General features: G+C 71.3%; 15 protein-coding genes and 1 tRNA gene. 4 read left to right on the top strand and 12 right to left on the bottom strand.

The genetic code is table 11. The features are described from left to right. Positions 1 to 3: 3 nt before the first annotated feature. The 8 genes from OG747_RS28225 to OG747_RS28190 all read right to left on the bottom strand — a co-directional run bounded on the left by OG747_RS28225 (position 4) and on the right by OG747_RS28190 (position 16,122). Positions 4 to 5,619, bottom strand: coding sequence for a MupA/Atu3671 family FMN-dependent luciferase-like monooxygenase (locus OG747_RS28225; protein WP_405882191.1), 5,616 nt, complete (start codon positions 5,617 to 5,619; stop codon positions 4 to 6). A 23-nt stretch (positions 5,620 to 5,642) separates the two neighbouring features. Continuing rightward, positions 5,643 to 8,903 (bottom strand): type I polyketide synthase, encoded by a 3,261-nt coding sequence (locus tag OG747_RS28220; RefSeq protein ID WP_405882190.1) that lies wholly within the window; start codon positions 8,901 to 8,903, stop codon positions 5,643 to 5,645. Beyond that, positions 8,857 to 10,131 (bottom strand): MFS transporter, encoded by a 1,275-nt coding sequence (locus OG747_RS28215; RefSeq protein ID WP_405885710.1) that lies wholly within the window; start codon positions 10,129 to 10,131, stop codon positions 8,857 to 8,859. Before OG747_RS28215 ends, OG747_RS28220 begins: the two co-directional genes overlap by 47 nt. 326 nt (positions 10,132 to 10,457) lie before the next feature. After that, the gene (locus OG747_RS28210) at positions 10,458 to 12,212 is read right to left on the bottom strand and encodes an AMP-binding protein (RefSeq protein ID WP_405882189.1); all 1,755 of its coding nucleotides are present in this window, start codon (positions 12,210 to 12,212) and stop codon (positions 10,458 to 10,460) included. A gap of 26 nt (positions 12,213 to 12,238) precedes the next feature. Beyond that, positions 12,239 to 12,733, bottom strand: coding sequence for a DUF3592 domain-containing protein (locus OG747_RS28205; protein ID WP_405882188.1), 495 nt, complete (start codon positions 12,731 to 12,733; stop codon positions 12,239 to 12,241). A 203-nt stretch (positions 12,734 to 12,936) separates the two neighbouring features. Beyond that, a complete protein-coding gene (locus tag OG747_RS28200; protein ID WP_405885708.1) occupies positions 12,937 to 13,548 on the bottom strand; it encodes a lytic polysaccharide monooxygenase in 612 nt (203 codons plus the stop codon). 152 nt (positions 13,549 to 13,700) lie between these two features. After that, the gene (locus OG747_RS28195) at positions 13,701 to 14,882 is read right to left on the bottom strand and encodes an SPFH domain-containing protein (protein WP_405882187.1); all 1,182 of its coding nucleotides are present in this window, start codon (positions 14,880 to 14,882) and stop codon (positions 13,701 to 13,703) included. Positions 14,883 to 15,174: 292 nt separating this feature from the next. Then, a complete protein-coding gene (locus OG747_RS28190) occupies positions 15,175 to 16,122 on the bottom strand; it encodes a peptidoglycan-binding protein (RefSeq protein ID WP_405882186.1) in 948 nt (315 codons plus the stop codon). A 284-nt stretch (positions 16,123 to 16,406) separates the two neighbouring features. Here OG747_RS28190 and OG747_RS28185 point away from each other — a divergent pair. The 3 genes from OG747_RS28185 (at position 16,407) to OG747_RS28175 (ending at position 20,961) form a co-directional block, all read left to right on the top strand. Beyond that, a tRNA-Lys gene (locus OG747_RS28185) sits at positions 16,407 to 16,480 on the top strand. A 528-nt stretch (positions 16,481 to 17,008) separates the two neighbouring features. After that, the gene (locus OG747_RS28180) at positions 17,009 to 19,027 is read left to right on the top strand and encodes a glycosyltransferase family 2 protein (protein WP_405882185.1); all 2,019 of its coding nucleotides are present in this window, start codon (positions 17,009 to 17,011) and stop codon (positions 19,025 to 19,027) included. Next, a complete protein-coding gene (locus OG747_RS28175; RefSeq protein ID WP_405882184.1) occupies positions 19,024 to 20,961 on the top strand; it encodes a galactose oxidase-like domain-containing protein in 1,938 nt (645 codons plus the stop codon). Before OG747_RS28180 ends, OG747_RS28175 begins: the two co-directional genes overlap by 4 nt. 78 nt (positions 20,962 to 21,039) lie before the next feature. On the opposite strand, the gene OG747_RS28170 is transcribed toward OG747_RS28175, so the two are convergent. The 3 genes from OG747_RS28170 to OG747_RS28160 all read right to left on the bottom strand — a co-directional run bounded on the left by OG747_RS28170 (position 21,040) and on the right by OG747_RS28160 (position 23,752). Then, positions 21,040 to 22,068 (bottom strand): glycoside hydrolase family 6 protein, encoded by a 1,029-nt coding sequence (locus tag OG747_RS28170; protein ID WP_405882183.1) that lies wholly within the window; start codon positions 22,066 to 22,068, stop codon positions 21,040 to 21,042. A gap of 345 nt (positions 22,069 to 22,413) precedes the next feature. Further along, entirely contained in the window at positions 22,414 to 23,079 is a 666-nt protein-coding gene (locus OG747_RS28165; protein ID WP_405885707.1) for a class F sortase, read from the bottom strand. 61 nt (positions 23,080 to 23,140) lie between these two features. After that, entirely contained in the window at positions 23,141 to 23,752 is a 612-nt protein-coding gene (locus tag OG747_RS28160) for a hypothetical protein (RefSeq protein ID WP_405882182.1), read from the bottom strand. Positions 23,753 to 24,059: 307 nt separating this feature from the next. On the opposite strand from OG747_RS28160, the gene OG747_RS28155 reads away from it, so the two are divergent. Then, positions 24,060 to 24,839, top strand: a complete 780-nt coding sequence (locus OG747_RS28155) for an HAD-IIA family hydrolase (protein ID WP_405882181.1) — start codon at positions 24,060 to 24,062, stop codon at positions 24,837 to 24,839. Positions 24,840 to 24,893: 54 nt separating this feature from the next. On the opposite strand, the gene OG747_RS28150 is transcribed toward OG747_RS28155, so the two are convergent. Continuing rightward, the gene (locus OG747_RS28150; RefSeq protein ID WP_405882180.1) at positions 24,894 to 25,859 is read right to left on the bottom strand and encodes a hypothetical protein; all 966 of its coding nucleotides are present in this window, start codon (positions 25,857 to 25,859) and stop codon (positions 24,894 to 24,896) included. Between the last annotated feature and the right edge of the window lie 119 nt (positions 25,860 to 25,978).

Below are 25,978 nucleotides of genomic sequence, written 5' to 3'. Positions count from 1 at the left end.
CGCTCAAGCCTTTCGGAGGGGCTGTACGGGGTTGAGGAGCGGGGCGACGGGATCGTCCGGCCGGGTACACAGGCCGGCGAGGACGGCGAGCCAGTCGTCGAGCAGCCGCTGCGCCGTGGCGGGGTCCCACAGGTCGGCGGAGTACTCCAGGAAGGTGCGGTAGCCCTGGGCCGGGTCGCGGCGCGGGGCGAGACCGAAGGAGAGGTCACCGCGGGACACGGGTGGGGCGAGGTCGGAGACCTCGACATCGAGTCCGGGAACGGGGATCTCGATGTCCGTGTCCAGGGAGTTCTGAAAGGCGATGGTCAGCGGGAAGCGCTCGGGCACCGCACGGGCACCGCTCTCGCGCAGCGCCCGCACGATCCGCGCCGTCGGCAGGACGTGCGCCGTGGCCTCCAGGGCCGCGGCGCCGGTGCGCTCCACGAGGGCGCCGCGTGTCTCGTCCGGGTCCGGGGTCACCCGGACGGCCACACTGGTCGACGTGCACGCGACCAGCGACTCGAACGCGCTGCGCTCGCGGTTCGCGTAGGGCGTGCCCATCACGATGTCCCGGCCACCGGATCGGCGGGCGAGCAGCACCCCGAGCGCGGTGGCCGCCACCGCGAAAGGCGTGGTGCGCCGCGTGGCCGCCAACTCCTCGACGGCGCGCCGGAGTTCACCGGAGGCGGTCCCGCGCAGGGTGTCCCCGCGCCCGCTGGGCACGGCGGGCCGGGACCGGTCGCCGGGGATCTCGACGCCGGCCGGGATTCCGTCCAGATACCGGGTCCAGTACGCCGCCCTGCGGGCCTCCTCGGCCGGGTCGGCGTGCTCCCGCTGCCAGCGCGCGTAGTCCGTGCACTGCGCGGCCGGTTCGGGCAGGCCGTGCGGACGGCCCGCGGCGGCGGCCGTGTAGAGCGCGGCCAGCTCGTCGAGGAGGAGGGAGAGGGACCAGCCGTCGATGCAGATGTGGTGCACGACGAACATCAGGGTCCAGCGGTCGGGCGCGACGCGCAACAGCCGCAGGACGGGCAGGACGGGTCCGGTCAGCCCGATGGGCGTGGCGGCGGCCGCGCGGCACAGCTCATCGGCACGGGCGTCGCGTGCGGACTGTTCCGGCAGGCCGGTGAGGTCCTCGACGGGGAGCGGCGGGGGCGGTACGTCGAGGACTTCCTGCCGCCAGGTCGTCCCGTCGTCCGGGGTGACCGTGTCCGGGGTGACCGTGTCCGGTCCCGGTCCCGGTACGAAGCGGCAGCGGAGCCCGTGGTGGCGGCCGATCAGCTGGGCCACCGCGGTGCGCAGGGCGGCCACGTCCAGGGGGCCGGTGAAACGGATCCGGGTCGGGATGTTCCACACCTCGGGGCGGGGCGCGCTCAGGGCGCCCGCGATCAGGCGGGCCTGCTGATCGCTGACGGGTGCCGTGTCCACCACGGTCACGTCCTCGGGTGGCGCGAGCCGGGCAGTCATCGCACCCAGCGTGGCGTCGGCGAAGAACTCCGCCAAGGGGTACTCCACGCCGAAGGCGTCCCGGACCCGGTTGACCAACTTGATCGCGGCGATCGAATTGCCGCCGAGCTCGAAGAAGTTGGCGTCGTAGGGGAGCGCGTCGACGCCCAGGACCTCCTGCCAGACGTCGTGAAGGGCGCCTGCCGCCCGGGGCGTCAGCTCGCCGACCGTCTCGGCGGCCCCCGTCGTCATCCCGGCCAGCGTCCCCTCCAAACGGTCCAGAAGCCCCCGCACCGTCACCTCGTCGAAGAGGTCGGCGTCGTAGCGGATGCGCAGGCCGAGGTCTCCGTCGGCGGTGCGGGTGGCCATGAGGGCGAGTTCGAGGGGCGCGGACTCCGTGCCGCCGTCGAGGGGTTCGGCGCGCAGCCCCGGCAGGTCGACGGCGGTCAGGGGCGCGGTGTCGAGGTCGGCGGAGACCGTGACGAGGGGGCGCGGGTTGCCCGGGTCGGGGTGGCGGGACGCCAAGAGGGCGTCCAGGTCGACGTGTTGGTGGGCTTCGGCGGCGAAGAGCGTGTCCCGGGTGGCGCGTACGGCGTCGCTCAGCGCGGTGTCGTCCGTGAGGGACCCACGTAGCGGCAGCAATGTGACACTGAAGCCGACAGTGTCACAATTCGCGGGGGTACGACGCCCGAAGGTGGACCCGATGACGAAGTCGTCCTGCCCGGCGTACTGGCGCAGCACGATCCGCCAGGCGGTGAGCAGCGTCGCGAACAGGGTGACTCCCTGCCGCCCGCTCCACTCCCGCAGCCGCCCCGTCCGCTCCGGGCCGAGCCGGACACCCACCGCACCGCCGCGCCCGGCGACGCTGCGGGCGCGCGGCCGGTCCGTGGGCAGCGCGGGCGCGACGGGCCCGGCACCGAGGTGGGCGCGCCACCACGCCAGGTCGTCCGCGCTCCCGGCCACCGGCGCCGGCACCGCGTCGAGCGCGCTCCCGGCGGCTCGCTCGAACCGCGCCGCGCGCCCCTCCACCGCCGCCCGGTAGAACTCCCCCAGCTCGGCGGCGATCAGCCCGGCGGAGTGGCCGTCGGTGACGAGGTGATGCATACCGAGGATCAGCGCATGGTCCTCGTCGGCGAGTCGCAGCAGCCGGGGCGTGAACAGCGGTCCTTCGGCGAGGTCGTAGGCCCGGGTGCTCTCCTCCCGCAGGGCGGTCCGGATCGCGCCGTCGGCGCTCTCTCCGCCCTCGGCGCTCCGGTCCCGGAAGTCGTCGTCGACGATCAGTCCCGGATGCCCCCGATCCTCCCGTACGACCTGGACGACCCCCTCGCCCTCGGCCCGGAACACGGTCCGCAGTCCGTCGTGGCGCCGGACGAGGCCGTCCACGGCGGTGCGCAGCGCCTCGACGTCCAGCGGACCGCGCAGCCGTACGCCCTGGATCTCGTTGTACGCGGCCGGGTTGGCGATCAGCGAGGCGGCGAGCCAGAGGCGGCGCTGGGCGGGGGTCGCGGGAGCCCGCCGTTCCTTCGCCGGCCCGGGGGCCCCGGGATCCACGGACTGCCCGTGGTAGCGGCGGCGCAGTACGTCCAGCTGCTCCAGGCCCGCCGTCATCGCCTCCGGTGGGAGCCCGAAGTCGACCAGGGCGGCGATCTCGTCGACGCCCGCCGCCCGCAGCGCGTCGACGGTGGCCGCGCAGGTGTCCGGGGAGCCGATCAGGGCCCGCTGGTCGCAGTAGCGGTCGTAGGCGCGGTCGAAGAGGTAGGCGAGGTCGGCCTCACTCGCGCCGGCCACGTCCTCGGGGCGGCCGCCGGCGGCGGTCGCGGCGGAACGCATCTGGAGGGAGGAGCGCAGATAGCGGCTCATCGGCTCGCGCGCGGCGGCCCGGGCGGTGGCGTGGTCCTCGGCGAGGTGGGTGTGGAGCAGGACGGTGACGCGGCCCGCGTCGGGGTCGAGGCCGCTCTCGGCGCGGACGCGGCGATAGTGGCGGATGTTCTCCGTGAGCCGCTCGACCGTCTGGTTCATGAGGTTGGTGACGATCCCGAGGTCGCGGCGGGCCGCCTCCTCGTACGAGGCCCGCCGCCCGGACGTCGCCAGATACAGCGGCGGCAGCTCCTGCACGGGTCGCGGATGCACGCGTACGTCGATGGGGTGCCCCTCGCCGGTGTGGCGCGGCACGCTCTCGCCGCGCCACAGCCGCCGTACGTCCTCCAGGTGGCGGAAGGCGATCTCGGTGCGGTCGGTGAAGCGGTCCGGGTGGAGGGCGAAGTCGCTCGCGTGCCAGCCGGTCGCGCAGCCGATGCCGACCCGGCCGCCGGAGAGGTTGTCGGCCACCGCCCACTCCTCGGCGATCCGCACCGGGTCGTGCAGCGGCAGGACCACGGAGCCCGCGTGCAGCCGGATGCGGCGGGTCTCGCGGGCCAGCGCGGCGGCGAGGACGGACGGGTTGGGAAACAGGCCGCCGAAGGAGTGGAAGTGGCGTTCGGGGAGCCAGAGTGTGCTGAAGCCGTGGGCGTCGGCGAAGCGGGCGGTGTCGATGAGCCGGTCGTAGGCCTGTGCGCTGTTCTCGCCGTCCGGGTGGTCGCCGAAGAAGTAGACACCGAAGTCGGGGGCGGGGCGTTCGGTGCGTCCGGTCAGTTCGGTGCGTTCGAAGCCCTTGCCGTGGCGGTGGCGGGCCGTCGTCGGGAAGTAGCCGCCCGCGCGCAGTTCCCGCAGCGAGTCCTTCACCGCGTCCGCGACGCGCTCGACGTCGGTGTCGGTGTGCGCGGTGGAGAGGTAGAAGCTGCGCCACTCCCACACGTAGATGCCGCGCAGGAGGAGGTGGTGGTAGAGCAGTTCCATGTCGGCGCGGTGGGTGAAGCGGAACATGGACCCGAAGTGGGCCGTTTCCAGCGGGAATTCCTCGGCGCGGAAGAAGTGGTCGAGGTCGGCGGCGAGCGCGTCGGTGCGGGCGTTCAGCTTTTCCTGGAGCCCCCCTCCCGCCTCCTTGAGGTGGGTGAGGACCGCGCGGGCCGCGGCCATCGACAGGGGGTGCTGGATGTACGTACCGCCGAAGAAGGTCGTGTCGCGCGACGGCCCGCTGTCGTCCCCGTACCGCCAGAAGCCGCCGTCGACACCGTCCATGAGGTCGGCGCGGCCCGCGATCGCGCCGATGGGGTGGCCGCTGCCGAGGGCCTTGCCGTAGGTGGCGAGGTCGGGGACGACACCGTAGTGGTGCTGGGCGCCTCGCGGGTGGGGGCGCAGCCCGGTGAGCATCTCGTCGAAGAGGAGGACGATGCCGCGCCGGGCCGTCAGCTCCCGCAGCGAGCGGATGAACTCCGCCGGCCGGAGGGCGGGATTGCGGCACTGGACCGGTTCGACGAGGACGGCGGCGATCGTGTCGCCGAGTTCGTCGATGACGTCCAGGCTGTCCTGGGCGCCGTATTCGAGGACGAGGAGTTCGCGGACGGCGCTCGGGGGGATGCCGCGCGAGACGGGGACGGCGTGGCGGCCGTCGGGGCCCGGGCGGCCGAGAACCGAGTCGATGTGGCCGTGGTAGGAACCGCGGAACATGACCACGCGGTCGCGTCCGGTGGCCGCGCGGGCGAGGCGTACGGCGGCGGAGTTGGCCTCGGTGCCGGAGTTCGCGAACGCCACCCGTTCCATGCCGGTGAGCTCGGCGAGCAGCTCGGCGGCCACGCCCGTGTCCTCGGAGCGCGGGCCGAGGCGCAGTCCGTCGGCGAGGTGCCGGCGCACGGCCTGCGTCACCGGCTCGGGCTCGTGGCCGAGCAGCAGCGCGCCGAAGCCCATGGTGATGTCGGTGTAGTCGTTTCCGTCCACGTCCGTCAGCCGGGCGCCGTGTGCCGAGCGGGCCGCGATCGGGTACAGCATCTCCTTCGTCGCCCGCCGGAAGCCGACCACGGCCCGGCTGTCCGCCAGCACCCGGCGGTGCCGCTGGGCCAGCTCCTTCGACGTCCGGGTCCGCTCGGTGAGGCGCCGGACCAGGTCGCCGGCGTGGGCCCGCTGGGCATCGGTCGCACCGGCCGCGGACATGCCGGAGTCAGGAGGAAGGGTGACGTGGGGGCCGTGGTGGAGGGGTGAGGTGGCCTCGGTCCGGTGGCGGGCGGCCGCCAGCAGTTCGTCGAGCCGCCCGGAGAGGGCGACGGCACGGGCGACGGCCTCGGCGTTCGTCTCCGTCCCGGGCCTGGCCTGCGCCGTTGTCATCCCTGTCGTCCCTGTCGTCCCTGTCATCCCTGTCGTCCCTCGGCCGCCTTGCGGTTGCCGTGGTCGGTCAGCAGGGCCACGGCTTCGGTGAGCTGGCCGAGCATTCTGGTCTGAGTCTCGGCCAACTGCCGTATTTGCCTGGCCAGTTCCTCGACCTCGGCGCGGGTGGCGTAGATGGGCTCCTCGTCCGGGGTGGCGTGCACCGGCTCGTCGTCCGCGTCCGGGGAAGCCGTCCGCGCCGCGATCAGCCGCGCCGCGAGGAGGGGCGTGCCCGCCTCCTCCAGGATCTCCCGCATCCCGATCTCCACCCCGAACTCGGCCTCCAACTGCCGGAGCATCCCGATGAGTTGCAGGGAGTCCGCCCCGAGCCCGACGAAGGTCTGGTCCGCCGCGATCTCCTCGGGCGCGTATCCGAGGTGACGTGCGCCGATCTTCAACACCCGGTCGAGCAAGGCCTGTTCGGTCATGCCATCCTCCGTGCTGCGGTCGTCATCGCCGCGGTCGTCCTCGCCGCGGTCGTGGGGCAGGAGCGTGGGCGGTGGTCCGGTCCAGTGGGAACGGTGCTGGAAGGGGTACGGGGGCAGCGGGATCCGGCGGCCGTGGCAGCCGTCGAGCAGGGCCGCCCAGTCGAGGGGCCGGCCCGCGCAGTGCAGCCGGGCGACGGCCGCCCAGAGGGTGTCGAGGCCCCGGTCGGCGCGGCGCTGGGTGGGGACGGCGGTGACGTCCGGCCGGGCCTGGCGGACGAGGCCGGTGAGGGGCGCGTCGGGGCCGACCTCCACAAAGACCGACCGCCGCGACGACGGGTCAGGGGCCCGCTCGGACGTCCGCTCCGGTGTCCGCTGCGGTGTCCCGTCCAGCGTGCGCAGTACGGCGGCGAAGTCCACCGGCCGCCGGGTCTGCCGTACGAGGTAGTCCGCGTCGGGCAGCCAGCCCACCGGATGCCGGACCCCGTCCGGGCCGCTCACGAACTCGACCCGAACGGGCCGGAGTCGAACCTTTCCGCAGGCGTCCCTGAAGTCCTCCAGGACCGGGTCGAGCAGGGCGGTGTGGAACGCGCGGTCGACCGGCAGGGGCCGCGCGGGCGTGCCGCGTTCCGCGAGCCGGGCGCGGGCGGTGGCCACCGCGGCGGGCGGACCGCCCACGACGTACTGCCCGGGCCCGTTGACGACGGCGAGCTCCAGCCCGTCGACGTCGGCGACCAGCCCCCGTACGACGTCCTCGGCGGCGGACACCGCGAGCATGCCCCCGGCGGCGGTGCCGTCCCGCATCAGCCGCCCCCGCTTGCAGACCAGCCGCAGCCCGTCCTCCGGCGTCAGCGCTCCGGCCGCGCACAGGGCCGCGTACTCCCCGGCGCTGTGCCCGGCCACCGCGCCCGGCTCGACGCCGAACCGCCGCCACAGCCGTGTCTGCGCGAGCTGCAGGGCGAAGAGCGCGGGCTGCGCGAAGGCGGTGTCCCAGGCCTCAGCCCCCGCCCCGGCCCCGATCCCGGCCGGAGACAGGGTCGGGGTCGGGGTCGGGGTCGGAGCGCCCAGTAACCGGTCGAGGAACCCGTCCTCCCCCGTCTCGTCCCGGTGGATCTCCGCGCACTCCGCGAGGGTCCGCGCCACCACCGGGAACCGCTCGGCGAGTGCCGCGCCCATCCCGTCGTACCCGCTGCCCTGGCCGGTGAAGAGGAACACCGCCTCCACGCCCGCTTCCTCCTCGGCGACACCCCGCGCATACGCGCCCGGCTCGCCCCGCACGAACGCGTCCAGCGCGGCCACCACGTCACCGGGTGCGGCGGTGACCACCAGCCGGTGCCGCGGTTGCCGCCGTCCCAGCGCAGTGGTGAGGAGCAGGTCGGCGGGGTCGGTTCCGGGGTGTTCGGCGAGGTGGTGGCGGAAGGCGCGGGCCGAGGCGACGAGTGCCTCGGGCGTGTGGCCGGCGAGGGGCAGCAGCGTGGGGGCTGGACTGCGCTCCGGCGGCCGGGGGGCCGGGGCCGGTGCCTCCTCCAGGATCACGTGCGCGTTCGTCCCGCCCATCCCGATGGAGTGCACCCCCGCGCGGCGCGGCCGTCCCTCCTCGGCGGGCCAGGGCAGCGCGCGTAAGGGCAGGGCGAAGGGGCTCGCCGCCACGTCCAGGGCCGGGTTGGGGCGGGCGTGGTTGACCAGCGGCGGTATCTCCCCGTGCCGCAGGACCAGCACCGCCTTGATCAGCCCCGCCAGCCCGGCCGCGCTGTCCAGGTGGCCGATGGCCGGTTTGGTCGAGCCCAGCGCGCAGAAGCCGACCCGGTCGGTGTGCAGCCGGAACGCCTCGGTGAGCGCGGCGAACTCGATGGGGTCGCCCTTGAGCGTGCCGGTGCCGTGCGCCTCCAGGTAGCCGATGGAGTCGGCGGGCACCCCGGCCGTGCGCAGGGCGCCGAGTACGGCGTCGCGCTGACCGGCCAGGCCCGGCGCGGCGAACCCGGTCCGGTCCGCGCCGTCGTTGGTGACGGCGGACCCGGCGATCACCGCGTACACGGTGTCGCCGTCGGCGAGCGCGCGTTCCAGCGGCTTGAGGACGACGGCGGCGACGCCGTTGCCGCCGACGGTGCCGTCCGCGTCGGCGTCGAAGGCGCGCACGGCCCCGGAGCGGGAGAGCGTCGAGCCGCGTACGTGCCGGTGCCCGGTGACCTGGGGCAGGTGCAGTGCGGCCGAGGCGACGACCATGATGTCCGCGTCGCCCAAGTGCAGGGCCTGGCGGGCGAGATGGATGCAGACGAGCGAGGACGAGCAGGCCGTGGCCACGTTCAGGGCGGGCCCGGTCAGTCCGAGCCGGTGGGCCGCCCGCGGAGCCGCGAAGTCCGGATAGGTGCCGACCTGTGTCTGCTTCACCCGCTGCCAGTCCCCCGAACCCGCCTCCTCCGCCAGGTTGTTGGCGAGGTAACTGTGCAGCGAGTACAGCCGGTACCCGGTGCTCGCGCACACGCCGATCCGTACCCCGGCCCGCGGCTGTGCGTACCCGGCGTCCTCCAGGGCGTGGTGCGTGCACTCCAGCAGGAGCCGCTGCTGCGGATCGGTGACCGTCGCCTCGCGGGCGCTCATCCCGAAGAAGGCCGCGTCGAAGCCGTCGATGCCGGGCAGCGGGGCGCTCGCGGCCACGAAATCGGGCGCGCCGTACTCCTCGGGGGTGAACCCGGCCGCCGCCAGCTCGGCGTCGCTGAAGCGCCGTACGTGCGTCACGCCCGCCCGGATGTCCCGCCAGTACCCGGCGGGGGTGTCAGCTCCCGGAAACCTCAGCGCCATTCCGACGACTGCCGTACGCATCGCTCGTCCCCTCCCCGCCGGCGCCGTGGACCGCGTACAACCGGAGCAGGTAGATCCCCGCGACGACGATGGCGAGGCCGTGCGACCAGGCCACTACGGTGAACGCCGAGAACGATTCGAGGGCCGCCGACACCCCGATCATGCCGAGTCCGAAGCCGAGGTTCTCGACGGTCGCCGTGAGCCCGAAGGCGTGGCCGCGCAGGGTTTCCGGCAGGGTCTGCAGATGGGAGGTGTACGACACCTCGGTGAGCCCGTCCGCGGCGCCCGCGACCAGGGCGATCACCACGGTCACCGGCAGCGGGAACCCGGCGAAGCCGAGGATGAACGCGGAGGACATCGCGATCGTGCCGAGGCCGAAGCCGAGCGCCCCGACGAAGCGGCCGGTGCGCTTGACCCAGCGCTGGATGACCTGCTGGACCAGGACGTTGCCCAGCGCCCAGAACAGCCAGAAGCGGCTGACGAACGCCGCCGGGTCGTCCGGGGCGAGGGAGCTCGAATAGACGGGCAGGGCCGCGTTGTGCGAGGAGGAACCCAGGGCGTCGACGGTGCGCAGACACATCATGAGGCCGAGCGCGGGCACGGCGGCCAGCGCCGTCACGGCGACCCGCACGCCCTGCTTCTCGCGGGGTTCGTCCCGCGCCCGCGGGGGCGCGGGGGCGCCTTCCGTCTCCGGCGCCCGCGGGGACTCCGGGGCGCGCTCCGCCCCCGGCAGCCACGCCACCGCCGCCGCGCACACCAGGAAGCTCACCGCGTCGACGAGGAACGCGGCGGTGAAGCCGAGCCAGGGCACCACCACGCCGGACGAGGCGAACCCGGCGACCATGGCCAGCGAACGCCCGCCCACCATCAGCGAGTTGGCCCAGCCGCGCCGCTCCGCGCCGACCAGGTCGGGGATGGAGCTGCGCAGCGCGACCATGAACAGGGTGCTGCACGCCCCCACGGCCGCGGACACCGTGAACAGCACGCCGGTCCGGAACCCCCCGTCCGGCGTCACTACCAGCAGGAACATGACAACGGCCTGGGCGATGTTGGCCCACAGCATGACCGGCTTGACCCCGAACCGGGCCTGGACGCGCCCCGCGACCGTCCCGGCCAGGAACCCCGCGCCGAGCCGCACCGCCATGAACAGGCCGACGGCGAGGGCGCTGTCGGTGGTGGCGTAGACGAACAGGTTGAGCGCCACCATGTTGAGGAAGGTGCCGTACGAGGAGACGGAGTAGCCGGCGATCAGGACGCGATAGCGCCCGTCGGCCGTCACCGGTGCCGCGCCACGAGCCGATCCGGGAGGTCCGGTCGCTCCCACGCGCCGGGGGGCGGTGCGGCGTCGGCGATGTCCACGACCCGGATCAGGTGACGCATGTTCCCTCTTTCCGTTTTCCGCTTTCCTCGACGCGCGCGCTGCACACGCTCCGCACAGGTGTCCGGGGGCATCCTCCCCTCGTCGGGCGGAGGGGATTCCTCTGCTCCTCGCGACCTCTCTCTCCCCGGACCCCGCCCACCCTCTCAGACAGGCCGGTGCGACCGACACCTGCCCACGCGGATCACTCGCCGCCGCTACCTCGCCGGGAACAACTCCTCGCGCCCGCGCGCCCGGTACTCGGCCAGCAGCCCCTCGACGTCCGCCTCCCGCAGCCTGCGGTACGCCGACTCCCCGGCCGGCCGCCACCACACCGGGTCGGCGCACCGGAAGCCCTCCCGCCGCAGCTCCACCCGGTGGATCTTGTTGGTGGCGGTGACCGGCATCCGCTCCACGATCCGGACGAAGCGGGGCGCCATCTTGGTCCCCAGGTCGGGCTGGGCCGCAAGGAACGCGGCGAAGCCGGCCGGATCGAAGGAGACGGGATCGGAGGAAACCGGGTCGGAGGAGGCCGGGTCGGAGGAGGCCGGATGGGAGGAGGCCGGATGGGAGAAGACCGGATCGAAGCCGGCCCCCTCCCGCAGAGCCATCGCCGCCATCACCTGGTCCCCCGCCACCGGGTCCGGCACCGCGTACACAGCCACCGCGGCAGCGCCCCCGTACCGGGCGAGGATGTTCTCGATCATCGCGGCGGCGAGGTTCTCGCTGTCGACGCGCAGCCGGTCGTCCGCGCGCCCGGCGAAGTAGAGGAAGCCGTCGGTGTCGCGGTAGAAGAGGTCCCCGGTCCAGTACCAGCTGTCGCGGCGACGGTCCGCGTCCGCGTCCGGGTTGCGCCAGTAGCCCTCGAAGGGGTTGGGCCCCCGGTTCACCAACTCCCCTATCGACTCGGTCCCGTTGAGCAGCCGCCCGTCCCCGGCGAAGACGGCGGGCGGGCATTCGGCGCGCGTCCGCGGGTCGACCACCGCGAGGTCGTCTCCGGGTGCCGCCCGCCCGATCGCGCCCGCCGGGGTACCGGGCGACCACTGGATGGCGGCGCCGCCCTCCGAGGAGCCGTACCCCTCCACCAGCCGTACCCCGAAGCGTCGCTCGAAGGCGGCCGCGTCGACCGCCCCGGCCTCCGTCCCGAAGCCCATCCGCAGCGGGTTGTCCCGGTCGTCGGGGCGGGCGGGCGTGGCCAGCAGGTACTGCACGGCGCGCCCCACGTAGGTGAAGTACGTCGCCCCGCAGGCCCTTACGTCGGCGAGGAACCCCGACGCCGAGAAGCGCCGCCTGAGCGCGATCCGGGCACCGGCCGCCAGCGCGGGCGCCCAGTCGGCGATCACGGCGTTGCCGTGGAACATCGGCATGCAGATGTAGTGCGTGTCGTCCGGGCGCACCCCGAAGTGGTCGACCAGGGAGCGTCCGGCGGCGGCCAGCCGGCCCTGGGTGCAGATCGCGGCCTTGGGGGCGCCGGTCGAACCGGAGGTGAAGTAGAGGAGGAGCCGGGCGTCCGCCGTGGCGGCGGACGAGGCGTCCGGCTTCGCCCCCTCGTACGGGGCGAGGAGCTCGTCGTACGCCTCCGTGTCGGTCACCAGGACGCGTACGCCGGGCAGTTCGAGTCCGTCGAGCAGGGGCAGGTGGGCGCGCTCGGTGACCAGGAGGCGGCACTCGGTGTGCAGGATGTCACGGGCCAGTTCGGGGCCGCGCCGGGTCGGGTTGATTCCGGCGACGGCGGCACCGGCGAGGGCCGCCGCGCTCAGCCACAGCGGATATTCCGGGGTGTTGTCCAGCAGTACGCCGACGTGCGGCTCGGCGCCCGGCGGCAGCAGGTCGGCGAGCAGCGCCGCCCGCGCCGCCGCGTCGGCCGCCACCCGGTGGTGGCTCAGCACCCTTCCCTCGAACCACAGCCCCGGCCGGTGGTCGCCCCACCGTTCCTGTACGAGTTCCGCGACGGTACGCCTCTTGGACTCCATGGAGACGCAAGGTAATTGACGTACTGTCAGAAGGGGAGGCTTGTTTCCTGGCCGTCGTCGCCCCCCGTGGACTCGTTCCAGATCGAGAAGAACTCGTGGACCCCCACGATGAAGCCGACGCAGAACAGGACGGCCACCCCGCAGATCACCAGGACGACCACGGTTTCCGCCGTCAGCTTGCCCCGGCTCGGCACGTGGGCCGTGGCCTTCTCGGGGCGTTCGGCGATGTAGTGGACGGGGACGATGTCGCCCTCAAGGATCGTCCCCGGGCCGTTCGCTTCCTCGAAGCGGACCGTGCGCCCCTCGCGCGTCCTGAACTCGTACACGTGGTGCAGGGTCGTGCTCACGGAGGTGTCACCTCCGCCACTGGTCGTCGCGTACGACCGCAGACAGCGCGCCTCCGCGGTCAGTCCGCTGCTCCACGCCCGGTTCAGCTCCAGCGAGCGGCGGATCACCTTGACCGCGATGAAGATCGCCACCGTCATGATCAGCCCGGGCACGACATAGAAAAAGACGTCCACGACATTCCCCCGTATTCCCGCGTTGTCCGGTACAGCCGCGCTGTGCGGTACGGCTGTACTCGGTACGGCTGTACTCGGTACGGCTGTACTCGGTACGGCTCCACGCACGCCGTCATGGTCATGTCGACGTGCGTGGAACCTACCCGTGGGGGGTGCGCGAGCGCCTCAAGGAAAGCTCAGACACCGGACCGTGACGTTCGCGACTAGAACGTGACGTCCGCGCAGGAGTAGAACGCGTTCGCGGTGTCGGCGATCGTCCACACGCCGAGGATGACGTGGTGTCCGCTCAGGCCGGAGGGCAGCGTGCCCGTGTGGGTGAGCGTGGACGGGGGGCGCTGTCCGTTGTACGGGACCGTCAGGAACGGTGTGGTGTTCAGGTCCGACCTGGTCAGTGCGTGGTTCTGATTCCAGCCGGGCTTGGTGACGAAGTACTTGAAGTCGGTCGTGGCGTGCACGGCCGTGAACTGCCAGCGGAAGGTGTAGCTCTGCCCGCCTGTGACCTTGGTCGTCGGCCAGGCCGCACCCGAGGGGGTCTTGGGCTGGTCGAGCTGGCTGAAGTTGGTGTGGTTCGCGGAACAGATCTGGCCGTCCGCGGGACCCGCCGCCGGGAAGCCCTTGGGGCCCTCGACACTCTGTGGCTCCCACTGGATGTCACCGCAGCCCGCGACGGTGCCGCCGTTGGCCGCGCACAACTTCTGCCGGCTGAGGGGCTGGTCGGTGTACCCGTGGGCGCCGGCGCTCCCGGTGGAGAGCACGAAGGTGCCGGCGGTGGCGAGGCCGACAACGGCCGCGTACCACTTGGCCTTCCCGGTCATCTGCTTGGTCGTCCGTATGCGCATCCTGCCGCTCCTGGAGGACGTGGGGGAGGTTCTCGTGAGCCGTGCGCGCAGGGTCAGGCACTTTCAGGCAATTTCAGGTCTAGACCAAGTCTCAGATTATGGCGAGGACTTGAACATGTCCAGACCAATCACAAGCCTGTCGGCTCCCGTCCCGACGACGGCTCCCCGCGCCCCGTACAGAACGCCACCGTCAAGTCCTTCACCAGCGCCTTGCGCTCGTAGTCGTCAAGCTCGACCAGCCCTCGCACGGCCAGCCGGGTCACCGTGTCCTCCACCGAGTCGACGACCGAGCTGAGCACGCTGTCGCGGAGCTGGGCGTCCAGAGTCGCGATCCGGCGGCGCTGCATCACGGCCGCGACCTCGGGCGCGTACTCGATCCGGGTCGGCTGTACCGAGAACACCTCCACACCCACCGGCGCCGTGTCCGCCGCGACCAGCCGGGTCAGCGCCTCGCCGACCGCGTCCGTGTTGCGCAGCGTCGCCGCGTCCTTGATGACGGCGGGCGGCACCTCGGCCGGCAGCTGCGAGAGCACCCGCGACAGCGCCGCCTCCACACACTCGCGCAGATACGTCTGGTGGTCCTCGACCCCGAGCGTGGCGCGCGCGGTGTCCTTGACCCGCCACACCACGAGCACCACCACCCGCAGCCCGACCCCGCTCGCGTCGACCACGGACATCGGCTCACTGCGCCAGTGCCGCAGCCGTACGTCGACCCGGCGCCGCAGCACGAACGGGTTGACCCACATCAGCCCGGTGCGCCGGACCGTGCCCCGGTAGCGGCCGAAGAGGCCCAGCACCCAGGCCCGCCCGGTCCGGCCGCGGGTGAGCCCGCCGAACCCGAACAGGCCGAGCGCACCGGACCCGGCGTACGCGGCCCACTGCGCGGACCCGAGCCCGGCGCCCACGGACCAGGGCAGCCCGAGCGCCGCCCCCGCGGTCGGCGGGAGCACGCCCGCCCACCACGAGGTGAGTACACATCCGGCCATCCCGCAGGCCCCGCCCAGCACACCCGCCACTCCCGGCAGCACCCGCGCGGGCCGCTCCACCAGCTCGGGGTCGACCTCCGGCACCGGGCGCGGGGCCCGGCCCGGCACGGGCCGCCGGATGCGGGGCTGCTCGCCGGTGCCGCGCCGGCGGCCCACGACGGCGGGCGCGAGCGGCACGGACACCGGCTCGGGGTCGTCCCGGAAGAGCAGATGGACGGGGATCTCGGTGGTCGCCTCGTTGTGGATGAGCCGGGCGGACCATGGGGCGCCGCCGCCCTCCGGTGTCCCGCCGGGCTCCGGGGTGGGTGAAGTCGTCGTACTCATAGCTGCCTCCATGCCTCCGCGCGTGGAAGTGTGATCCCGGCCGTGTGACAAGCCGCGGTGTGACAAGCCGCCGTGTGACAACCCTTGGTGCGAGCCGTGTGACGAGCTGTGCGGCGAGCCGCCGCGTGACGAACCTTGCTGCGAGCCGTGCGAGAACCTTGCCGCGAGCCCGTATGAGAACCTCTGCCGAACCGCGAGACGAACCTCTCTGCGAGCCGCATGAAGAACCTTTGCTGCGAGCCGTGTGACGAACCTTGCCGCGAGCCTTTTACGAGCCGGGTGACCAGCCCTGTCACGAGAAGAGCCGGCGCCAGGTCTCCGGCCCCGGCAGCCCGTCGGCATCCGCGCCCTTCCAGCCCTGCGCCTGCTGGAACGTCTGGGTGGCCTTCCGGTCCGTGTCCGACCAGCGCGGCCCCGGCCCGGTGGGGTAGAAGCGGCCCGCGCCCCGCTCGACGAGGAGCCGGCCCAGCTGGGTGACGTAGGTGTTGTCCGCGCCGGGGCCGAAGGCGGACAGCCCCGGATAGCCGGTGGCCTTCGCGCTCGACGCCGAGGCGCCCGCGCCGCTCGCGCCCTCGGGCAGCCCCTTGTAGCGGTAGGGCACATAGTGGTCCGAGTTGCTCCAGTACGCGTACGGAGTGGACTGCCTGCGGGTGTGCGGGCGGGTCTGTTCGTAGGCGAGGTAATAGGTGTGCGTGTAGTCCGCCCAGCCGCCGAAAAGGACGACGTGCGAGCCCTTCTCGGGGTCCGCCGGATTATGGAAGAGAAGCATGTCGCCGGGCTGCAGCTGATCGCGGGAAATGCGCACGCCGAACGTGTCGAGGCTGCCCGTCCATTCGTTTCCCGGCAGGTTCCAGGCCATCGAGACAAAACCCGAACAGTCCTGCCGGTATCCGTCCGACCAGTACGCGGACATGCTGTACGGCACCTGCGCGGCGACCCATTTCTTGGCCCGCTTGATGATCGCCGCCCTGGTGGTCCTGCGCACCTCGACCCCGGTCCCCGGCCGTGCGAGGCCGCCGGGTGTGCCGCCCGGACCGTGCAGCGGCGCCTTGCCGCCCTGCGGGGTGTCGGGCTCGTCACCTGTGGGGTTGCCCGGCCGGGCGGGTCCGTGCGCGGCGGCGACGGCCGGCGCCGACTGGCCCGCGACGAGGACGGTGCCCGCCGCCGCGGCCAGCAGCAGCGCGCCCCGCGTCGCCGGACGACCCACGGGCCCCGGCGCCGGCACAGAGGAAGGGGGCATGACGCGCCGCCAGTGCACGCATCCGGGGCACTCACAGTCGCTCGCGGGATCGAATTCCTCGAATACCGGAGCCTCCATGCGATTCCCCTCACACTCCAGGTCCATATCTCCGCGCTTCTGCACAGGCGTCAGTTTCGCAACTGTCCCCTCTTGTCGCATGTTGACGGTCCGAATGATGTACAGGGGCCACTTCCGGCCGGTCCGGGACGCCCCACGGTTCACCCCCCGACACACCCGTGGTCCGGAGCATCCTCCCCGGTCGGGTAGAGTTCTCGAGTCAGCAGGCGCCGCTAGCTCAGTTGGTTAGAGCAGCTGACTCTTAATCAGCGGGTCCGGGGTTCGAGTCCCTGGCGGCGCACCGACACCGAAGGGCCCCTCACCAGCGTGAGGGGCCCTTCGGCGTACCGGCGCGGCGGACCCCCCCGGCGCAACAGGCACATGGATGAGCACACGGGGGCGTACACGGACGTACGGGGGCTTACAGGCGCGACCGGGTACATACGGGACGGCATATGCGCCCGGCGTATGGGGCGGCGAACCCATTCTCGTACACACGTCCCAATTAGCGCGTATGACCGGTTAACAGCGCGTTTCGCATCTTGCGATCATGATGAACGGCGTAGAACCCTGGGCTTCAAGGGACTGTCGATACATGACAGTTGGGGGTTTTGACCGGTTGCGGCCATGGGGGCTGGGGGTCCCGTTCATGATCCGATGCCGAGGGGGGCATCGTGCAACCGGAAGGTCGTCGTTTCATGTCCATTTGGTGGGAATGATGTGGTGACGCCGACCAGCCAGCGATGCGTCCGGGACGGTCGAGGGGGACCCGAACGGGCGCCAAGAACCGACGAACACGCACTCGATCGTGCGTGCGGGGGGATAACTCATGACGTCGACGCCGACCGGCGCCCGGCAGAACTTCGACCCGTCAGAAACGACCCAGCTCCGCGTGCCGTCGCACCGGACCGGCAGCTTCCGCAGAATCAAGAAGACCCTGCCGAGATACGACTACGAGCACTACAGCCGACTCGCGGGACCCCTCACACAGCCCGACCCGAACAAGCCGTACAAGGTGCAGTACCGCTCGCTGCTGTCCCAGGAGCCGCACCGCATACGAGCCGCTCTGATGCTGGGCGCCGCGCCGCTGCTGTCACTCATCCTGCTGGGCTGGCTGCTCCAGCCGGAGCACTGGACCGAACGCGACTACCCGGCCTACGACTTCCTGCCGGCCCTCGACATCGTGATGCTGGTCTCGATCGGTCTGATCGAGTTCTTCCGCTGCATGAACGTACTGTCGAACGCGCACGCGACCCTGGTCGCCCGCGACCCGATCCCGGTGGTCCCCGAGACCGGCACCAGAGTCGCCTTCCTCACCTCCTTCGTACCCGGCAAGGAGCCGCTCGCGATGGTGACGAAGACCCTGGAGGCGGCCGTCAAGCTGCGCCACCGGGGTCTTCTGCACGTCTGGCTCCTCGACGAGGGTGACGACCCCGAGGTGAAGGAGGTCTGCAAGCGCCTGGGCGTGCACCACTTCTCCCGCAAGGGCGTCGCGAAGTGGAACCAGGCCAAGGGCCCGCACCGCGCCAAGACCAAGCACGGCAACTACAACGCCTGGCTGGAGGCCCACGGCGACCAGTACGACTACTTCGCCTCCGTCGACACCGACCACGTACCGCTGCCCAACTACCTGGAGCGGATGCTCGGCTTCTTCCGCGACCCGGACGTCGGCTTCGTCATCGGCCCGCAGGTCTACGGCAACTACGACAACCCCATCACCAAGGCGGCCGAGTCCCAGCAGTTCCTCTTCCACGCGCTGATCCAGCGGGCCGGCAACCGCTACGGCGCGCCGATGTTCGTGGGCACCTCCAACGCCGTACGCATCAAGGCGCTCAAGCAGATCGGCGGTCTGTACGACTCGATCACCGAGGACATGGCGACCGGCTTCGAGATGCACCGCGCGAAGAACCCGGCCACGGGCAGGAAGTGGCGCTCGGTCTACACCCCGGACGTCCTCGCGGTCGGCGAGGGCCCGAACGCCTGGACGGACTTCTTCACCCAGCAGCTGCGCTGGTCCCGAGGTACGTACGAGACGATCCTCAAGCAGTACTGGAAGGGCTTCTTCTCACTGCCGCCGAGCAGGCTCTTCAACTACACCATGATGATCATCTTCTACCCGATGTCCGCCCTCAACTGGATCCTCGCGGCACTGAGCTGCGCGCTCTTCCTGGGCCTGGGCGCATCGGGCGTCAACATCGACCCGACGGTCTGGCTGATGCTCTACGGCAACGCCTCCGCTCTGCAGATCGGCCTGTACGTGTGGAACCGCCGGCACAACGTCTCCCCGCACGAGCCCGAGGGCTCCGGCGGTGTGGCGGGCATGATCATGTCGGCGCTCTCCGCACCGATCTACGCCCGCTCGCTGATGGACGCGGTGCTGCGCCGCAAGAGCAGGTTCGTGGTGACCCCCAAGGGTGATTCGGCCAGCCCCGACACATTGTTCGGGACCTTCCGGATCCACCTGTTCTTCATTCTGGTCTTCGCCGGCTCGATCGTCGCCGGACTGCTGCTCGGGCACTCCCACCCCGCGATGATCACCTGGGCCTCCTTCGCCCTGCTGATCACCGCCTCGCCGATCCTCGCCTGGCAATGGACCCTGCGCCAGGCGAGGAAGAAGCCTCCGGTGCCGCCGTCCTCGCCCGAGGAGACGGGGCCGCTGCCCGCTCAGTCCTCTGCGCCCCAGGCCCCGTCCTCGGCGCCCCAGCCGGAGCAGCCCGCCCCGCATGCCCCGCATGCCCCGCAGCAGAAGCCCAGCTGGGCCGCCGCCAACAGGGGCGGCGAGGGAGGCGAGGGTGGCGGAGGCAACGACCAGACCATGCAGATTTCCCTTGGGGGACGTAACAAATGAAAGACGGTGCCCGTCGCCGCCGTGCTCGTCGTCTTGCGATAGGCGGGGCGGTGGTGCTCGCGCTGGCCGGGATGAACGGGCCGTGGGTGTACCGCTTCGGCACGGAGAAGTACCACGAGTACACGATCAACAAGCCCGAGTACAAGGCCAAGAACGGGCACTGGGACATCATCCAGTTCCCCAAGGAGTACAGACAGAACACCATCCACGCGGCGCTTCTGCACACCGGCAAGATCCTGCTGATCGCGGGCTCGGGCAACAATCAGGACAACTTCGACGCGAAGAAGTTCGACACGCGGATCTGGGACCCGGTCAAGGGCACCATCAAGAAGATCCCGACGCCGGCCGACCTGTTCTGCACGGGCCACACGCAGCTCGCCAACGGCAATCTGCTGATCGCGGGCGGCACCAAGCGCTACGAGACGCTGAAGGGTGACGTCACCAAGGCCGGCGGTCTGATGGTCGTCCACAACGAGAACCCGGACAAGCCGATCACGCTGCCCGCGGGCACCAGGTTCACCGGCAAGGAGAACAGCAAGACCTTCGTCTCCAAGGACCCGGTGCTCGTCCCGCGCGCGACGAAGGTGTTCGACAAGGCGACCGGCAAGTTCCTGCGCAACGACCCGGGTCTCGGCCGTATCTACGTCGAGGCCCAGCAGAGCGGCCAGAAGTACGAGACGGGCACCCAGGACAACTACCGCGTCCAGGGCCTGACCGGCGCCGACGCCCGCAACACCTACGGCATCGCACAGAAGCTCGCCCTGGACAAGAAGGACTTCCAGGGCATCCGGGACGCGTACGAGTTCGATCCGGTCGCCGAGAGGTACATCAAGGTCGACCCGATGAACGAGGCCCGCTGGTACCCGACGCTCACCACCATGAGCGACGGCAAGATCCTCAGCCTCTCCGGTCTGGACGAGATCGGCCAGCTGGTCCCGGGCAAGAACGAGGTGTTCGACCCGAAGACCAAGAAGTGGACGTACACCAAGGGCGTCCGCCAGTTCCCGACCTACCCGGCGATCTCCCTGATGCAGAACGGCGAGATGTTCTACTCGGGCTCGAACGCGGGCTACGGACCGGACAACGTGGGCCGCGACCCCGGCATCTGGGACGTGGCGACCAACAAGTTCACCAAGCTGCCGGGCCTGAGCGACCCCAACATGATGGAGACCTCCGGCACGGTGCTGCTGCCGCCCGCACAGGACGAGAAGTACATGGTGATCGGCGGCGGCGGGGTCGGCGAGTCCAAGCTGTCCAGCAAGAAGACCCGGCTGATCGACCTCAAGGACAAGAATCCGAAGTTCGTGGACGGGCCCGAGCTGGAGAAGGGCACCCGCTACCCGCAGTCCTCGATCCTGCCCGACGACACCGTCCTCGTCTCGGGCGGCTCCGAGGACTACCGCGGGCGCAGCGACTCCAACATCCTCCAGGCCCGGATCTACAACGGAAGGACCAACACCTTCGACCGGGTCGCCGACCCGCTGGTGGGCCGCAACTACCACTCGGGCTCGATCCTGCTGCCCGACGGCCGCGTGATGTTCTTCGGCTCCAACTCGCTCTACGCGGACAAGGCCAACACCAAACCGGCCACGTTCGAGCAGCGCATCGAGATCTACACGCCGCCGTACCTCTACCGGGACTCGCGGCCCGATCTCTCCGGCGGCCCCCAGACGATCGCCCGCGGCGCGTCCGGGACCTTCACCTCCCAGCACGCCTCGACCATCAGGACGGCCCGGCTGATCCGGCCGAGCGCGTCCACCCATGTCACCGACGTCGACCAGCGTTCCATCGCGCTGGACTTCAAGAAGACGAAGAGCGGAATCACGGTGACCGTGCCGAAGAGCCGGAACCTGGTGGAGTCCGGCTGGTACATGCTGTTCGTGACGGACGACCAGGGCACACCGAGCAAGGCCCAGTGGGTCGAGGTGCCCTGATTTTCTGGGAGTTACGTGACTGGGGGCGCCCTCCGCCGAGTTCAGGTCCGGCAGAGGGCGCCCCCCTTCACATACGGGCTAGTCGGATGCCTTGGCCAGCTTCAGCGCGTACTCCGGCCACCAGTCCCCCGCCTGCGGCCCGCCCTTGCACGTGCCGTCCGACTCACCGGGCCGCTTGACCCACAGATACGCGTCGACCAGCGGATCGGCGGTCTTGGTCGTCGGGCTCTCACCCAGCGCCCGCCCCGGCGGATTGCACCAGTTCTCCTCGGCCTTACCGGCCGTGTAGGGACCGTTTCCGTTGCGGCTGGTGTCGATGACGAAGTGCTTGCCGCCGACCTTCGCGGACAGCTGCTTGCCGTACGCGAGGGAGTCCTGGGTCGAGTAGAAGTTGGAGACGTTGACCGCGAAGCCGTCGGCCTGGTCGATGCCCGCCTGCTTCAGCGGCTGGAAGATCTGGTCGGGGTGGCCCCAGCCCGCGTTGCCCGCGTCCAGGTACACCTTCGTGTTCTTCAGGGACTTGAGCCTGGTGATCGCGGTCTTGAGGAGGAAGTACCGCTCCTCCTGGAACTGGGCCGGCGTGCACTGGTTGACCAGGTGCAGGATCGCGTCCGGCTCCAGGATCACCGTGGCGGGCCGGTCCTCGATACCGCGGGCGACCCCGTCGATCCAGGCCCGGTACGTGTTGCCGTCCGCGGCACCTCCTTGCGAGAACTGGCCGCAGTCGCGGTGCGGGATGTTGTAGAGGACCAGGATGGCGGCCCGGCCGGCCTGCTGCGCCGCCTCGGTGAAGCCGCGCGCCTCCTGCTCCGGATTCTCCGTACCGATCCACTCGCCGGTCGGCTGTTCGGCGATCTTGCGGATCTGCTCGGCGTCGTCCGTCCTGCCCGCCTTGACGTACGCGGCGACCTGCTCGGCCGCGTTGCCCGCCGGGTTGACCCAGAACGGGTCGGAATTCTTCGGCTGCTGTGTGATCTTTGAACCGGAGCCACCACTGCCGTCGCTCTTGTCTCCGCCGCCTCCCGCGGAGGAGCACCCCGCGAACAGCAAGAACGCCCCCACCACCGCAACGGACGCCCGTGCCCCGGCCCCCCTGCTGCCGTTCATGCAACTCCCCCTCGGGTGCACTGTCCTAAGGGCCAATCGTGACATAGGCGTCGCCTCGCCCACGAGATCACCCAAACCTTGTCGGAGAGCTGTTACACCCGTAATCCATACGGAAGCGACCGCCGCCCGCACCGGTCACACAGCGCGACGAGTCGTCGACCTGGCGTCAAACACCCTCTAGGCCAGGACGCTCATACGTTCTAGAGTTGCCTCAAATGGCCCAAGAACCTCCCGCGCCGGTCGCCGGGTTACTCCCGCATCCCGTGCGCGCGCGGTCGAGGACCAGTCCGGTCGGCGGCCCCGGGGGGAGCGGGTCGCCGACCGGGCCGGGTGGACGGCGCCCGGTCACCGCCCGCGGCCGGTGAGGTACGCCGACACGACCACGTTCGCGGTGTAGGTGCGGTTCACCCGGTCGAAGGTGCCGCCGCAGGTGACGAGGCGCAGCTCCGCCCGCCCCGACTGCCGTGGCCCGTAGGCCTGTTGCGCGTCGAAGTGGTCGCGCGGGAAGACCTGGACGTCGTCCACGGTGAAGTCGGCGACCGTCCCGTCGTCGCGGACCACCCGGACCTTCTGGCCCGGCCGTACCGCGCTGAGTTTGTAGAAGACCGCGGGCCTGGTCGCGGTGTCGACGTGCCCCACGAACAGCGCGGTCCCGGCCGCCCCCGGCCGCACTCCGGCGGCGTACCAGCCGACCACGCCCGACTGGCCGAAGGGCGGCGGATCGATCGCCCCCCGCGCGTCCAGCCCGCGGCCCACGACCGGTGCCTGCACCCCCATCGACGGAATGTCGATGCGCTGCGGCAGGGCGTTCGCCATCGGCTTCAGCGGGGGCGGCAGCCGCACCTCGGGCGGCCGTCCGACCGCCGCGATGTCCCCCGTCGCCGGCGCCGACATCCCCTGCCGTACGTCGGTCACCTCGCGGCCCCACAGCCACAGCCCGAGCAGCAGCACCACCCAGGCGACACCGGTCAGCAGCCGCCCGGCGCCGGAAGAACGCTCGTTCACACACATGTCGTCGGCCGTGTCGTCAGGTATGTCGCCTGGTATGTCGCCTGGCATGTCGTCGGACCTGTCAGTCGCGGGTGTCGTGGCCCCGGCGCGCACTGCGGACCGCCACCACCACCGCGGCGACGCTCGCAAGGACGAGGCCGATCACCGCCTGCTTGGTGCCGGGGCCCGTTCCCCGGGCGTCCACGGAGGCGAAGTGCGCGGTGCCGCCGCCGCCCGCATGCACGGGGGCGACGGGCGAGGCGAACGCGGTGGGGCGCACGGGGACGGCGGGGGCGGACACCGAGGAGGCCGACCCGCCCGGCGCGACGACCGTGACCGTGCCGGTGACCCGGTTCTGGCGGCCGTCGCAACTGACCTTGATGTCATACGTGCCCGCCGCGAGCGACGAGCGGACGCGGGTCTCGCCGACGAGCGCCCCGCCCTGCCCTCCGCCCTGGCCCGTGAGTTGCGCGTCCACGACGAACGCCGAGGAGACCGCGGTACCGGTCGTCCCCGCGCAGCCCGACGCCCGCAACTGGATGTCGCTGCCAGGGGCCGGGGACGCGGGGACGACGGAGACACCGCCGTCAGCCGCGAACGCCGTGGGAGTGAGCGCCGCGGTGAACGCCGCCGTGAGCACCGCACCGGCACAGAGAGTGAGTCGCGTACAGAGAGCGAGTCGACATGAACTCATCGTGAACCTCCAGATACCTGGAGACTCCCCCTCCGGCCCGCGGAGCGCATCCTCAGAGGCCGCCGACTGCTCCATACGGGTCCCAAATGGTTTGGCGCGCCCATGGTCCGGCGCGCGCCCAAGGGCAGCGAGGGGCATTCCGACCTGAGCTGATCGAGATCCTGTGGAGGCACTGAGGTTGATCCTCCACGGGCGAGTCCCGTCATCGCAGGGGTGCGGTGAAGTCCCTGGTCAAGCCACCGGCCTTCGACCTGATGAACGAATACCATGGCCACTCCACAGGCCAACAGGGCAGGAGTCCGCACCCATGACAGAGCGCAAGCCCATCGAATCGTGGCTCACCGACATGGACGGCGTGCTCATGCACGAGGGGGTTCCGGTGCCCGGAGCCGACGCCTTCATAAAGAAACTGCGTGAGTCCGGCAAGCCCTTCCTCGTGCTCACCAACAACTCGATCTACACGGCGCGCGACCTACAGGCCCGGCTGAACCGGATCGGCCTCGACGTGCCGGTGCAGAACATCTGGACCTCCGCTCTGGCGACCGCCAAGTTCCTGGACACCCAGCACCCCGGCGGCACCGCGTACGTCATCGGTGAGGCCGGGCTGACGACCGCGCTGCACGACGTCGGCTACGTGCTGAGCGATTCGGACCCAGATTTCGTGATCCTGGGTGAAACTCGGACCTATTCGTTCGAGGCGCTGACGAAGGCGATCCGGCTCATCAACGACGGCGCCCGGTTCATCGCCACCAACCCGGACAACACGGGACCCTCTCCCGAGGGCGCCCTGCCCGCGACCGGTTCCGTCGCCGCACTGATCACGAAGGCGACCGGCAAGGAGCCGTACTTCGTCGGCAAGCCGAACCCGTTGATGATGCGGACCGGACTGAACGTCATCGGAGCGCATTCCGAGACCTCCGCCATGATCGGTGACCGCATGGACACAGATGTGCTGGCGGGCCTGGAGGCCGGGATGGAGACGTTCCTGGTCCTCACCGGACTCACGGGCAAGGGCGACATCGACCGCTACCCGTACCGCCCGACCAAGGTCGTGGACTCCATCGCGGATCTTGTCGACCTCGTTTGATCGTGTGATCGTTCTCGCGCCACTGGCCCGGGTCCGCGGCCCGGGTCTCTGGTCTCACCGGCGCCGGAACCGGGACCAGCGGGAGGCCACGAGCAGAATGCCCCCGGCGGCGAACAGGCCGAGGCCCACCGCCAGGCCGAACCCGCGCGGCCCGGTGCTGGCCAACTCGTCCGCGGACGAGGACCCGTCCCGATCCCGTCCTACGGCGTCGCTGTCACCGCCCGCGCCGCCACCGCCGCCGCCACCGGGGCTGGTGGCACTGCCGGTACTACTGCCGGTACTACTGCCGGTGCCACTGCCGGTGCCGGTGCCGCTGCGGTCGGGAGACGCGCTCGTACCGCCGCCGCCTCCGCCATCGTCGGCGCCACCGCTGCCCCCACTGCCCCCGCTGCCCCCACCGTCTACGACGCCGCCGTCGCTCGCCTTGCTCACGTCGTCGATCCGGAACCGGTACTCGTTCGACTCCCCCACCCAGTCCCCGTCGTTGTTGTGCCGCTGCACCACGGCCGCGTTGGCGATGACGTCGTTCGGCACGGCGGCGTCGGAGGTCACGGAGAGCCGGACCTTCACGGTCAGCGTCCGGCCCGGTCCGACCGTGAACCCGGGGAACCCGTCGTCGAATGCCCCGACGTTCTCGTCCTGGTCGCTCTTCTCGAACGCGACGGGATGCGTGCGCTCCCCCTCGTAGAACTCCAGCCGCGTCTGCTCCGGCCGCAGCGCCCGCCTGCTGTCCACGAGTACGACGATCGGGTGGATGTTGCCGCAGGTGTGCGCGGTGGTGTTGGTCAGGTCGATGTACCAGGTCCGGAAGTCGCCGCCGACGTCGTAGGCGTCGGGTCCCCCGTGGATCCGGGTCTTGATGGGGAAGGCCCGGGTGTCGGGCTCGGCACAGGTGGGGCGGGGGGTCGCGGTGGCGCCGAGGGGGGTGAGCGCATGGGCGGCGGGCGTCGGCGCGAGCGCGAGGCCCAGGGCGGGGGCAACGGCGGTCAGGGCGAAGGGGCTGGTCTTGCGCAGTCGCATGAGGGGCCTTTGCCGATCAAGGGCGGCGGGAAGGGGGATCGGGAGCGTCAGGCGGTACAGGGCAACGGCCCCGTGACCGTCCCACGCCGGTCGGCCTTCACCACCCCGCCACGCCCGCG

It is taken from the genome of Streptomyces sp. NBC_01384 (assembly GCF_045040035.1).
Taxonomy (GTDB): domain Bacteria; phylum Actinomycetota; class Actinomycetes; order Streptomycetales; family Streptomycetaceae; genus Streptomyces.
The sequence above is the reverse complement of the archived record's forward strand: the minus strand, read 5'-3'. Positions and strand labels throughout refer to the sequence as shown.

Bases quoted from the DNA above. Each gene is read 5' to 3' on its own strand.
- OG747_RS28160 (WP_405882182.1), bottom strand. From the start codon at position 23,752: ATGAGTTCATGTCGACTCGCTCTCTGTACGCGACTCACTCTCTGTGCC.
- OG747_RS28175 (WP_405882184.1), top strand. From the start codon at position 19,024: ATGAAAGACGGTGCCCGTCGCCGCCGTGCTCGTCGTCTTGCGATAGGC.
- OG747_RS28155 (WP_405882181.1), top strand. From the start codon at position 24,060: ATGACAGAGCGCAAGCCCATCGAATCGTGGCTCACCGACATGGACGGC.
- OG747_RS28195 (WP_405882187.1), bottom strand. From the start codon at position 14,882: ATGAGTACGACGACTTCACCCACCCCGGAGCCCGGCGGGACACCGGAG.
- OG747_RS28220 (WP_405882190.1), bottom strand. From the start codon at position 8,903: ATGCGTACGGCAGTCGTCGGAATGGCGCTGAGGTTTCCGGGAGCTGAC.
- OG747_RS28150 (WP_405882180.1), bottom strand. From the start codon at position 25,859: ATGCGACTGCGCAAGACCAGCCCCTTCGCCCTGACCGCCGTTGCCCCC.
- OG747_RS28190 (WP_405882186.1), bottom strand. From the start codon at position 16,122: ATGCCCCCTTCCTCTGTGCCGGCGCCGGGGCCCGTGGGTCGTCCGGCG.
- OG747_RS28170 (WP_405882183.1), bottom strand. From the start codon at position 22,068: ATGAACGGCAGCAGGGGGGCCGGGGCACGGGCGTCCGTTGCGGTGGTG.
- OG747_RS28165 (WP_405885707.1), bottom strand. From the start codon at position 23,079: ATGTGTGTGAACGAGCGTTCTTCCGGCGCCGGGCGGCTGCTGACCGGT.
- OG747_RS28210 (WP_405882189.1), bottom strand. From the start codon at position 12,212: ATGGAGTCCAAGAGGCGTACCGTCGCGGAACTCGTACAGGAACGGTGG.
- OG747_RS28180 (WP_405882185.1), top strand. From the start codon at position 17,009: ATGACGTCGACGCCGACCGGCGCCCGGCAGAACTTCGACCCGTCAGAA.
- OG747_RS28200 (WP_405885708.1), bottom strand. From the start codon at position 13,548: ATGACCGGGAAGGCCAAGTGGTACGCGGCCGTTGTCGGCCTCGCCACC.
- OG747_RS28225 (WP_405882191.1), bottom strand. From the start codon at position 5,619: ATGACAACGGCGCAGGCCAGGCCCGGGACGGAGACGAACGCCGAGGCC.